We start from the raw sequence: 11,744 nt of genomic DNA, 5'->3' as shown, positions 1-11,744 counted from the left end.
TGGTTTTATTTATACATGACTTTTTTAACCGCTTTAACTACCTCGTCGCTATTTGGCAACCACTCTTTAAATAGATTTGGTGAATATGGCGCTGGGGTATCAGCAGTATTGATTTTTACAACCGGAGCATCCAAATAGTCAAAAGCTTCTGATTGAACAATATAAGTTATTTCTGTTGCGATGTTTCCAAAAGGCCATGCTTCCTCTAAAACAACTAATCTGTTCGTTTTCTTTACCGAGGTTAAGATGGTTTGTTTGTCTAAAGGACGTACGGTTCTCAAATCGATGATTTCACACGAAATTCCGTCCTTTTCCAATGCTTCTGCAGCTTTAAAAGCTTCCTTAATAATTTTTCCAAAAGATACGATAGTTACATCGGTACCTTCACGCTTCACTTCAGCCACACCCAACGGAATGGTATATTCTCCTTCTGGCACTTCACCTTTATCTCCGTACATTTGCTCACTTTCCATGAAAATAACGGGATCATCATCACGAATAGCCGATTTTAAAAGCCCTTTGGCGTCATAAGGTGTTGATGGCACCACTACTTTTAGTCCTGGGGTATTGGCAAACCAGTTTTCAAAAGCCTGAGAATGCGTTGCCCCTAACTGACCTGCAGAAGCGGTTGGCCCTCTAAACACGATAGGGCAAGGAAACTGCCCACCTGACATTTGCCTGATCTTGGCAGCGTTATTAATAATTTGATCAATCCCAACCAAACAGAAGTTAAAGGTCATATACTCTACAATAGGGCGACAGCCTGTCATGGTAGATCCGATAGCAATTCCCGCAAAACCAAGTTCTGCAATTGGCGTATCAATCACACGTTTGTCTCCAAACTCGTCCAACATTCCTTTTGATGCTTTATAAGCACCATTATATTCTGCAACTTCCTCACCCATTAAATAAACGGTCTCGTCACGGCGCATTTCTTCGCTCATGGCCTCACAGATTGCTTCTCTAAATTGAATTGTCTTCATTCACATCTTCGCTTCACCTTGGCTCGTGCAGGCAATTTGCCCATTCGCCCCAATGGGAAGAACTTTTTTAGTTAATGTTATAAATCAAGTAGCAAAAGTAACAATTATTGAGAATAAAATAACAACATTTTTAAGCGAATAAACCTGAACCCTTTAAAGTTTCATATAATTATGGATATCAATCAATTGACGCTAGTAAAGATTTTCGTTTTAGTTGTATGCCAGCAGTGAAATAACAAGCCGCCGTTGATTTAAATCGTCAACAGCGCTAGATTACAGTAAGAACATTGTTTTTTATTGAAATATAGGATAGTTAAGAAGTCTCCATAACACAGATCACATACTGAATTTATTTTTGAATACTTAACTTCTCGATGGTTGAACCTTGAATAATCAGCAGAATTACGCTCAATTTTCATCTTTTGAAGAACAAAATGAGCAAAAATCATATTTTCGATAAAATTTATTATGCACGCATAGTAAGTATGTCATCTAAAATAATTAACTTCGTCTCCAATTCAAATAGGTGAGAGTTTTCAGTGGCAATTTTAACAGAAAACTACTAATATATAAAATTATAAAACATGAAAATACTTGTATGTATCAGTCACGTACCTGATACGACTTCGAAGATTAATTTCACAGATGGAGACAGCAAACTTGATACTAATGGCGTTCAATTTGTCATCAATCCTAACGATGAATTTGGCCTAACCCGCGCCATGTGGTTTAAAGAAAAACAAGGTGCTAGTGTTGACGTTGTTAACGTTGGCGGACCAGAAACAGAACCCACTTTACGCAAAGCCTTGGCCATTGGTGCTGACACTGCCATCCGTGTGAACACCCCCGCTACAGATGGTTTTGCAGTGGCCAAACAATTGGCTAATGTAGTTAAAGAAGGTGGTTATGATTTAGTGATTGCTGGCCGTGAATCTATTGATTATAATGGTGGTATGGTTCCAGGTATGTTAGCAGAGCTTATTGGTGCTAATTTTGTGACCAACTGCATCAGTCTTGAGGTTGAAGGTACAAACGCCAAAGCTACAAGAGAAATTGATGGCGGAAAAGAATCGGTTTCTACATCGTTACCTTTGGTTATCGGTGGGCAGAAAGGTTTGGTAGAAGAGAGTGATCTCCGTATTCCGAACATGAGGGGTATTATGCAAGCTCGTAAAAAGCCCTTAAATGTTGTTGAGCCAGTTGAAGCGACTAAAGAAACAACAACGGTCAAGTTTGAAAAACCTGAGCCAAAAGGCAGCGTAAAAATGGTGTCTCCAGATAATTTGGATGAGTTGGTGAACTTGCTTCACAATGAGGCGAAGGTGATATAAATCATCCCCTAACCCCTCCAAAAGAGGGGAACTGTTGAGGTAAGAATAAATAATATTAACAAAGCCCTAACGTGCCTTTCCTTTGGAGAGGGCTCGGGGTGAGGAAAAAATAAAAGATTATGTCAGTTTTAGTATATACAGAATCAGAAGAAGGAAAATTCAAGAAAGTTGCTTTTGAAGTGGCATCTTACGCAAAAGCTGTTGCGGACCAAATGGGGACGACAGTAACTGCAATCACCATTAATGCCGATGAGGTTTCAGAATTGGGCACCTACGGAGTGGACAAAGTATTAAAAGTAAACGATTCAAAATTAGACACTTTTAATGCTAAGGTCTATGCCGACGTTATCCAACAAGCGGCAGAAAAAGAAGAGACAAAAGTGGTTGTGGTCAGTTCAAGTGCAGACAGCAAATATCTTGCGCCGTTATTGGCAGTTGGTTTAGACGCCGGCTATGCCTCTAATGTGGTGGAAGCGCCAACAAGCGCTTCGCCATTTACCGTAAAGCGTACTGCTTTTACTAATAAAGCATTTGTTTTTTCAACAATTGAGACGGATGTAAAAATTGTAGGTGTTTCTAAAAATGCCTTTGGCCTAAAAGAAAATTCTGCCAGTGCAGCTTCCGAAGAATTTTCGCCATCCATTCCAGAAAGCGGTGTTCAGGTAGAATCCGTGGACAAGGCCACCAATACCGTAACTATTGCAGACGCTGAAATTGTTGTCTCTGGCGGGCGCGGATTGAAAGGTCCTGAAAATTGGGGAATGATTGAAGATTTGGCTGAAGTTCTGGGTGCAGCCACAGCCTGTTCAAAACCAGTTTCTGACTTAGGTTGGAGACCTCATGGTGAGCACGTGGGTCAAACAGGAAAACCAGTAGCGGCAAATTTATATATTGCCATTGGCATCTCGGGAGCTATACAACACTTAGCAGGTATCAATGCCTCTAAAGTAAAAGTAGTGATCAATACAGACCCAGAAGCTCCATTTTTCAAAGCCGCAGACTACGGTGTTGTTGGAGATGCTTTTGAAGTTGTTCCGAAACTCACGGAAAAAATAAAGGAATTTAAGGCGCAAAACAGTTAAATTTCTTAACTTGTAGCAGCAATGCGACTGGTACAAAAATTAGTTGCCATAAATACATGACTAAAATCCGAAATAGGATTCATGTATTTGTGGCAAAAATTTTCACAATCTTTTTTCTTTGGGGTCTTCCCAAAAAATTATCGTGATCACAGTTGGTAAAGTCCTAATTTAAGCAGTTATTTGTTTTTTATTTTATATGAGTTTAGTCCGATTAAACATAAAAGGAATATCCTATAGCCAAACGCAGAATGGTGCGTATGCCCTAATTTTAAATGAAGTAGATGGCGATCGTAAACTCCCAATTGTCATTGGTGCTTTTGAGGCTCAATCTATTGCTATTGCTCTCGAAAAGGAAATCCGTCCACCGCGCCCATTGACCCACGATCTTTTTAAAAATTTTGCCGATCGATTTGATATTGTTGTCAAACAGGTCATCATCCATAAATTGGTTGATGGTGTGTTTTATTCGAGTTTAATTTGCGAACGCGATAAAATTGAGGAAATCATCGATGCACGGACCAGTGACGCAATTGCCTTAGCATTACGTTTTCAGGCACCTATATTTACTTACAAGAATATTTTAGACAAAGCAGGCATCTATCTGAAGGTCAGCCCTCAAAAAGACGAAGAGCAACAAGACAGCATTTTACTTGATGATCTGGTTGCCGAAGAAATTGAATCTACCATTCAAGATGATTATAAAAATAAAACGCTTGCCGAACTTCATTCCTTATTGGAGCAAGCAGTTTTAAGCGAAGATTATGAGCTGGCTGCAAAACTAAGAGATGAAATCTCCAAACGCTAAACGACTTACCTGATGAAACATTTCTTTTTAGCTTTAACAGCTATTTTTTTTGGAGTAACAACAACATTAGCACAAAGCATAGAAAAGAAATGGCAGTTTGAGGCTGTCCAGGATGATCAAGGTGTCAACCTCTACAATATTGATCCGGAAACTGATGTTTTAAACCTGGTTGATGGCGAATTTAACTTCTATTTAAAAGCAAAGGATAGTAGCGCCTCTATTGGCAATTATATTACCCAAAACAAATTGCTGATTCTATACTACGACAATCCATCTGAAGATATAAAGCGATTTAAAATAAAAACCTTATCGGATTCAACTTTAATCCTTCATAAAGAAAATATCAATTACATATTCTCTACACCTAAGGACGTTATAATGGCCACAGACGCCGCAATAAGCAGCATTATACCAAGCCAGGGTTTTACCATGTCCAGTCTACTCCGAGGGGCGTTAGGGATGTTTGTTTTGCTATTGCTCTCCTTTATTTTGAGTCAAAACAGAAAAGCAATTAATTGGAAAACAATTGGTTTCGGATTGGCAGCACAATTACTATTGGCTATTGGGGTTTTGAAGGTTCCATTCATACAGAACGGATTTGAAATTGTTGGAAAAATGTTTGTCAAGGTGTTAGAGTTTACGCAAGCAGGAAGTGAATTTTTACTTGGAGGAATGATGGATATTAGCAGCTTCGGTTTCATCTTTTTGTTTCAGGTATTGCCAACTATCATCTTCTTTTCAGCGTTAACCTCTGTGTTGTTTTATTTAGGTATCATTCAAAAAGTAGTAGCAGGTATGGCTTGGATATTGACCAAGCTCTTAAAAATTTCTGGTGCTGAAAGCTTAAGTGTTGCCGGAAATATTTTTTTAGGACAAACGGAAGCGCCATTAATGATAAAAGCTTATCTTGAAAAGATGACCAAATCTGAAATTCTTCTGGTCATGATTGGAGGGATGGCCACGGTTGCTGGTGGTGTTTTGGCAGCTTATATTGGATTTTTGGGTGGCGAAGATGAAGCACTTAAACTTTTCTATGCCAAACATTTATTGACGGCTTCTGTTATGGCCGCTCCTGGTGCTATTGTGATTTCTAAAATGTTATATCCACAACAAAAACCAATAAATACAGACATTGCGGTTTCACAGGAAAATATTGGCTCCAATATATTGGATGCCATTGCCAACGGGACTACTGAAGGCTTGAAATTAGCCGCCAATGTGGGTGCCATGCTTTTGGTTTTTATTGCCTTTATAGCGATGATTAACTATGGCTTTGGGAAACTTGGAAATTTAACGGGTTTAAACACATTAATAGCCAACAATACCCCTTATGTGGCACTCTCTTTGGAATTTATTCTAGGTTATATATTCTCCCCCTTAATGTGGCTTATTGGTGTGGCCAAAGAAGACATGGCACTTATGGGGCAATTACTGGGCATCAAGTTGGTGGCGAGCGAATTTGTTGGATACATCCAATTGGCAGAGCTTAAAAACGTAGCCAGCGCAACCCACCTGAAGTTTGAAAAATCAATTATAATGGCCACTTATATGTTATGTGGCTTTGCAAACTTTGCATCCATAGGGATCCAAATTGGCGGGATTGGCTCTTTGGCTCCAGGACAACGCAAAACCTTGTCTGAGTTTGGAATGAAAGCGCTTATCGGCGGAACCATAGCATCACTATTGTCAGCTACTATTGCAGGAATGATAATTGGTTAACTAATTCCTGCGAAAGCAGAAATCTCAAATGTTATAAGCTCATTCCATTAATACATTTTCAAATTTTATATCATACAATAATACTAATGTGTTTGTTTTGAAAACTTCATTGTTAACGTAATGGTTTTTTTTAAAATAATGGTTTAATAATTCGATATATAGCTCATTAGTTATTTAGGAAGTTGGATTGGACCTATATAAATTCATTATAAATCGGAACATCCCATTATTTTTTATAACTCTTTAAACCATTCCAGTGAATGAATTAGAACAATACTAATCGCATGAGGAAAACCATTCCATCAAACCCGTGTACCTTAAACTTTAACACACATATCACTTCGAGAAGTTCTTAACTTTCTTTAATTTTGGCTTTTAAGTAAGATGAACGTTTAATTTAATGAAATTCCCATTTTCGTGGGAAGTAAACATGAAACAATATCACGACCTCGTAAAGCATGTATTAGAGAACGGCACTCAAAAAGGAGACCGAACAGGGACCGGAACCAAAAGTGTATTTGGATATCAGATGCGTTTTGACCTAAGCGAAGGTTTTCCGATGGTGACCACTAAAAAATTACATTTAAAATCCATTATTTATGAACTACTCTGGTTCTTAAAAGGCGATACCAATATCAATTACCTCAATAATAATGGTGTTAGAATTTGGAACGAATGGGCGGATGAAGATGGCGATTTAGGTCCAGTTTACGGACACCAATGGCGCAATTGGAACGATGATGAGATTGATCAGATCAAGGACATCGTGGACACCCTTAAAAACAATCCAAATAGCCGCCGCATGTTGGTTTCTGCATGGAACCCTTCAGTATTGCCGGATACCTCAAAATCATTTTCAGAAAATGTGGCCAACGGAAAAGCGGCACTCCCTCCTTGTCATGCTTTTTTTCAATTTTATGTGGCTGACGGTAAACTGTCATGTCAACTTTATCAGCGCAGCGCAGATATCTTTTTAGGGGTCCCTTTTAATATTGGTTCCTATGCGCTTTTCACGATGATGATGGCACAAGTATGTGGGTATGAGGTAGGTGAATTTATCCATACCTTTGGAGATGCCCATATTTACAATAACCACATAGAGCAACTGGAACTACAATTGTCCCGCGAGATTAGACCACTTCCAAAGATGGTCTTAAACCCAGAGGTTAAAGACATATTTGACTTTAAATTTGAAGATTTCACTTTAGAGGATTACAATCCGCATCCGCATATCAAAGGCGTGGTTGCAGTTTAAACAACTGTTCTAAAATGTTTAAACCTATAATTATTGAACTACCCCACCTGAAATATACAGTTTCAGATAGGTCTAATATAAAAAAAGGTGTTTTCCAATTGGAAAACACCTTTTTTATTTAGCTCAAAGCTTCTGTTACAGATTCAAAACTGCATTTTCTCCTCCAAACTCATTCACTTTGTAGTCGTCAGCACCTTCATCGTTGGTGAAAGTACCATCTATAAGATATCTAAACTCGTAAGAGTTGTCTTTTTCTAAGTTCATAGTGCCCTTAAACGTTCCGTTCTTTAATTTCTTAAGCTCTAAAGCCTTCTTCTCATCCCATTCATTAAATGTTCCTAAAACACTTACTCTTTTAGCGTCTTCAGCAGGTACCGTAAAAGTCACTTTGCAAATTGGTTTACTTTTTAAGTATTGTTTTGTAATTGCCATAATTCAAATTAATTAATTTTGCGGCAAATATAAACATAATTCGTCAATATGATTCATTTAACCATCGGAATACCAAAGTTTTATCAATTTGACAAGAATATGTTTTAAAAAACTTCAACTTAGTAACAAAACTCAGGTTCTATTATTGTATTGTCAATTTATTTAATTTTCTTTTGCTCTGATTATCAATACGTTTGACTTAAATCCACATTATTTATGGACTTATTCTAAAGATGAAGGGTTTGAATTAAGCATTTCGTCAAAAAAAACTAACTTTACATAAAATTTCAACAACATGTTTGGCAAGAAAAAACCTGTAGAAAAAATAGACAAAGAGCAACTAGAGCTCATCGAAACTTCTCAACGCAGAATTAAGCAAAAAAAGCGCTTATACTACCACTTTGTTATCTTTTTAATAGGTGCCCTTTTTCTCATCCTTTTAAACACTGTGATTGGCATAGGAGAGCAAACTAAAATCTGGGGATTGGATTGGTTCGTATTTGCCATTTTAGCTTGGTTATTTCTCTTTATTTTCCATCTTTTCAATGTATTTATCACCCATAAATTTATGGGTAAATCGTGGGAAGAAGCCCAGCTAAGTAAGTTGGTGGCTAAACAAAAAGAGCGAATTTCTCAACTTCAGGCAGAGGTTGAAAAAAAACACCCTTTAAAAGCTCCTGTCGTATCAGAAAAAAAAACGAGAGTCCGTAAAAACCTCACCCTCATTGCCGCTGCCGCTGAAAATGATGTTATTGGTAAAGACAACGATTTAATTTGGCATTTGAGTGACGATTTAAAACGTTTTAAAAGTTTAACCTCTAATCACTGCATTATTATGGGGCGGAAAACTTTTGAGAGTTTCAGCAAGCCACTTCCCAATAGAACGCACATTGTTATTACGCGCCAGAAGAACTATTCGGTTTCTGCGGGTGTTATTGTAGTCCATAATATGGAAGACGCTTTAGATGCTGCCAAAAGTGACCAACAACCTTTCATTATCGGTGGTGGCGAAATCTATCATCAAGCCATGCCTTATGCTGACAAAATAGAACTGACCAGAGTTCATGAATCTTTTGATGGTGATGCTTTCTTTCCGAAAATAGACCCTTCTATCTGGTTAGAAACCAAAAACATCTTTCACCAAAAAGATGAAAACCACGAGTATTCATTTTCGTTTATCACGTATCAAAGAAGATAAAATTTAAAAAGTGAAGCTTAAAAGAAGAAGGAAATTAATCACTTATCTCAATATTCTAGATCAGCCCATTCGGTTCAATCCGTTTTTATTCAGTCGGAAATTTATTCTTTGGGCGTTTTTAGGTCTTTTTGGCGGGGTCATTGCCGGAATATATTGGTTGGTTCTTGAGTTTTTCACGCATCAATTAGCTTATTTTGATGGGTGGCTCGTCATACCGACGATGGCCATCTGTGGATTGTTGGCAGGTTTGATTATTCATTTTATTGGAGATCCGGGCGAGATCCATTTGATTGTTAACAACATCCGATTTAATAAAGGAAAACTTGACCCCAAGAACAATCCTTCCATGATTTTATCATCTTTACTCTGCATTGCTTCTGGTGGTAGCCTCGGCCCTGAAGCTCCTTTGGTCCAAGTGGTCGGTTCTACGGGCACTTGGCTTGGAAAACTATTCCGGTTAAAGGGCGAAGATTTACGCTCTATGAGCATTGCCGGAATGGCATCTGGTTTTACCGCCATGTTTGGAGCGCCTTTAGGTGGTAGTTTATTTGCTCTTGAAATTCTACACCATAAACATGCCGTTGAATATTATAAAGCCATCATGCCAGCGTTCGTGGCCAGTTGCTTTAGCTATTTGGTATTTGCATTGATTACGCAGTTGAGCTTAGGAGCGCTATGGAATTTACCATCTTACGAAATGGTGAGTAAATTCGATTTCTTATACGCCGTCTTATTTGCGATTGTTGCAACTTGCTTTGGTTGGTTTTTCATTTTTTGCACCAAGACGTTTAAACAACTGTTTTCAAAATTAGTGGTCCCGATTTACGTCAAGACACTCATCGGCGGAGTATCGTTGGGTATTATAGCATACTACCTACCATTAACGCGATACTTTAGCCACTACGAACTGAATACACTTTTACTGAGCGATTTTTCATTAAAAATGCTCATCGCTATACTAATATTCAAAATAATAGCCATTGCCATTACAGTGACTTCCGGATGGCGCGGTGGTTTCATCATACCATTATTCTTTTGCGGTGCGACATTAGGCTTGATTATTCATCAATTTATCCCTTCCATCAGTTTATCACTAACTATTGTAAGTTGTATGGCGGCCATCAATGCCTGTGTTACAAGAACACCAATGAGTACTACGATCCTATTAGCCACACTAACAGGCTTTACGTATTTCATTCCGATTTTGTTTGCAAGCTTAACAGGCTATTTCTTAGCACCGAGAATTCCGTTTATTGCCTCTCAAATGGAAGAAACTGCCGCATGAATTGGCTTCAAAGAATATAATTCCCTTTGCCTCTATTCTAATCGCTTTTTAACTAATTTTACGCCATGATAAAGAACATCCAGATTCGCGTTAGCCTGTTAGACGAAAAGCTATCCAATGTGTTAACAGCTAAAAGCGCTGAATTTCTTGGTATTTCCGAAACTGAGATATCGGGGGTTAAAGTCCTTCGTAAGTCGATTGACGCCCGTAAGAAACAGATCTTTTTCAATTATAAGGTGGCAGTTTATATCAACGAGCCTGTTCCTGAAACTTCTGATTATCACTTTGATTATCGCGATGTTTCGAAAGCAAAACCTGTTCACATTATCGGTTTTGGACCTGCGGGAATGTACGCTGCGCTGCGTTGTATAGAATTGGGGTTTAAACCTATTGTTTTGGAACGTGGCAAAAATGTGCAAGACCGACGCCGCGATTTAAAAGCCATTAATCAGGATCATTTTGTAAATGAAGATTCCAATTATTGTTTTGGTGAAGGTGGGGCTGGAACTTACAGCGATGGAAAACTATACACCAGAAGCTTAAAACGTGGTGATGTGCGTCGCATATTTGAAAATCTCGTTTTCCATGGTGCTACCGATCAGATTTTGGTAGATGCCCATGCACATATCGGCACCAACAAACTCCCTAAAGTCGTCCAAAATATTCGTGAAACCATTTTAAATCATGGCGGGGAAGTTCACTTTAATACCAAAGTGATTGACTTTATAATAAAAGATAATACCATCAAGTCGCTTGTGCTTCAAACTGGAGATGCCATGGATGTGAATAAGGTCATTTTGGCCACAGGACATTCGGCAAGGGATATTTTTTACTTACTCAACAAGAAAAACATCGCCCTCGAAGCCAAGTCGTTTGCCATGGGGGTTCGTGTTGAACACCCTCAACATATTATTGATTCCATACAATACAGTTGCAGTGGAGATCGTGACGCCTTGTTACCAGCCGCTTCCTACAGTATTGTGGAACAAATTAATGGCAGAGGGGTCTATTCATTTTGTATGTGTCCCGGAGGGTTTATCGTGCCTTCAGCCACAGCCAATGGTGAGGTGGTGGTCAATGGCATGTCTCCATCAAAACGAAACAATCAATTCGCAAATTCAGGTATCGTCGTTGAAATTAATGCCCATAAGGATTTATATAAATATGAACATTATGGCGTTTTTAAAGCCTTAGAATATCAAAAGGATTTGGAGCAGTTAGCATTCACTGCTGGCGGTAGAAGCCAAACTGCTCCAGCCCAACGTCTCACAGACTTTGTTGAAGGCAGATTTTCTGCAGAGCTTAACCCGAGCTCCTACCAACCGGGATTGAAATCGGCTCCTCTGCATTCCTTATTGCCAAAACTTATTGGCGGTAGCCTACGCAATGGTTTCAAAGTTTTCGGGGAGAAAATGAAAGGGTATTATACCGAAGAAGCCAACATTATTGGCGTAGAATCACGGACGTCATCTCCAATTAGTATTCCACGAAATGAACGCTTAGAACATCCCCAGATTTCAAATCTTTTTCCTTGTGGTGAAGGTGGCGGTTATGCAGGTGGCATAGTTTCTGCGGCAATGGATGGCGAACGCTGTGCGGAGGCTGCTTGTGGACAGACTTGAGAGTTGAGGATTTACGATTTACGAAAAATAGT

General features: G+C 38.7%; 10 protein-coding genes. 8 read left to right on the top strand and 2 right to left on the bottom strand.

Annotation, left to right across the window (positions count from 1 at the left end; all coding sequences use genetic code 11):
• Positions 1-5: 5 nt before the first annotated feature.
• Complete coding sequence (locus H3Z82_RS06185; RefSeq protein ID WP_182203714.1) at positions 6-983, bottom strand: pyruvate dehydrogenase complex E1 component subunit beta; 978 nt, start codon at positions 981-983, stop codon at positions 6-8.
• 584 nt (positions 984-1,567) lie between these two features.
• On the opposite strand from H3Z82_RS06185, the gene H3Z82_RS06180 reads away from it, so the two are divergent.
• From H3Z82_RS06180 to H3Z82_RS06160, 5 genes are all read left to right on the top strand, one after another.
• A complete protein-coding gene (locus H3Z82_RS06180) occupies positions 1,568-2,314 on the top strand; it encodes an electron transfer flavoprotein subunit beta/FixA family protein (RefSeq protein ID WP_182203713.1) in 747 nt (248 codons plus the stop codon).
• A 119-nt stretch (positions 2,315-2,433) separates the two neighbouring features.
• Positions 2,434-3,396: an electron transfer flavoprotein subunit alpha/FixB family protein gene (locus tag H3Z82_RS06175; RefSeq protein WP_182203711.1), complete on the top strand. Its 963-nt coding sequence runs from the start codon at positions 2,434-2,436 to the stop codon at positions 3,394-3,396.
• A 196-nt stretch (positions 3,397-3,592) separates the two neighbouring features.
• Positions 3,593-4,201 carry a bifunctional nuclease family protein gene (locus H3Z82_RS06170; RefSeq protein WP_182203709.1) on the top strand — a complete coding sequence of 203 codons (609 nt, stop codon included), beginning with the start codon at positions 3,593-3,595 and terminating at the stop codon, positions 4,199-4,201.
• A gap of 12 nt (positions 4,202-4,213) precedes the next feature.
• Positions 4,214-5,920, top strand: a complete 1,707-nt coding sequence (locus H3Z82_RS06165; protein ID WP_182203707.1) for a nucleoside transporter C-terminal domain-containing protein — start codon at positions 4,214-4,216, stop codon at positions 5,918-5,920.
• Between the two features lie 430 nt (positions 5,921-6,350).
• Positions 6,351-7,175, top strand: coding sequence for a thymidylate synthase (locus tag H3Z82_RS06160; protein WP_182203706.1), 825 nt, complete (start codon positions 6,351-6,353; stop codon positions 7,173-7,175).
• Positions 7,176-7,310: 135 nt separating this feature from the next.
• Here the strand turns inward: H3Z82_RS06160 and H3Z82_RS06155 are convergent, their stop codons facing one another.
• The gene (locus tag H3Z82_RS06155) at positions 7,311-7,607 is read right to left on the bottom strand and encodes an isoamylase early set domain-containing protein (RefSeq protein ID WP_182203705.1); all 297 of its coding nucleotides are present in this window, start codon (positions 7,605-7,607) and stop codon (positions 7,311-7,313) included.
• A gap of 295 nt (positions 7,608-7,902) precedes the next feature.
• On the opposite strand from H3Z82_RS06155, the gene H3Z82_RS06150 reads away from it, so the two are divergent.
• The 3 genes from H3Z82_RS06150 (at position 7,903) to H3Z82_RS06140 (ending at position 11,712) form a co-directional block, all read left to right on the top strand.
• Positions 7,903-8,805 carry a dihydrofolate reductase gene (locus H3Z82_RS06150; protein WP_182203704.1) on the top strand — a complete coding sequence of 301 codons (903 nt, stop codon included), beginning with the start codon at positions 7,903-7,905 and terminating at the stop codon, positions 8,803-8,805.
• 10 nt (positions 8,806-8,815) lie between these two features.
• Positions 8,816-10,090: a chloride channel protein gene (locus tag H3Z82_RS06145; protein ID WP_182203703.1), complete on the top strand. Its 1,275-nt coding sequence runs from the start codon at positions 8,816-8,818 to the stop codon at positions 10,088-10,090.
• 65 nt (positions 10,091-10,155) lie between these two features.
• Positions 10,156-11,712, top strand: coding sequence for an NAD(P)/FAD-dependent oxidoreductase (locus tag H3Z82_RS06140; RefSeq protein ID WP_182203702.1), 1,557 nt, complete (start codon positions 10,156-10,158; stop codon positions 11,710-11,712).
• Positions 11,713-11,744 lie beyond the last annotated feature (32 nt).

The organism is Gelidibacter maritimus (genome assembly GCF_014062315.1).
GTDB lineage: Bacteria > Bacteroidota > Bacteroidia > Flavobacteriales > Flavobacteriaceae > Gelidibacter > Gelidibacter maritimus.
This window is presented reverse-complemented; position numbering and strand designations above follow the sequence as displayed.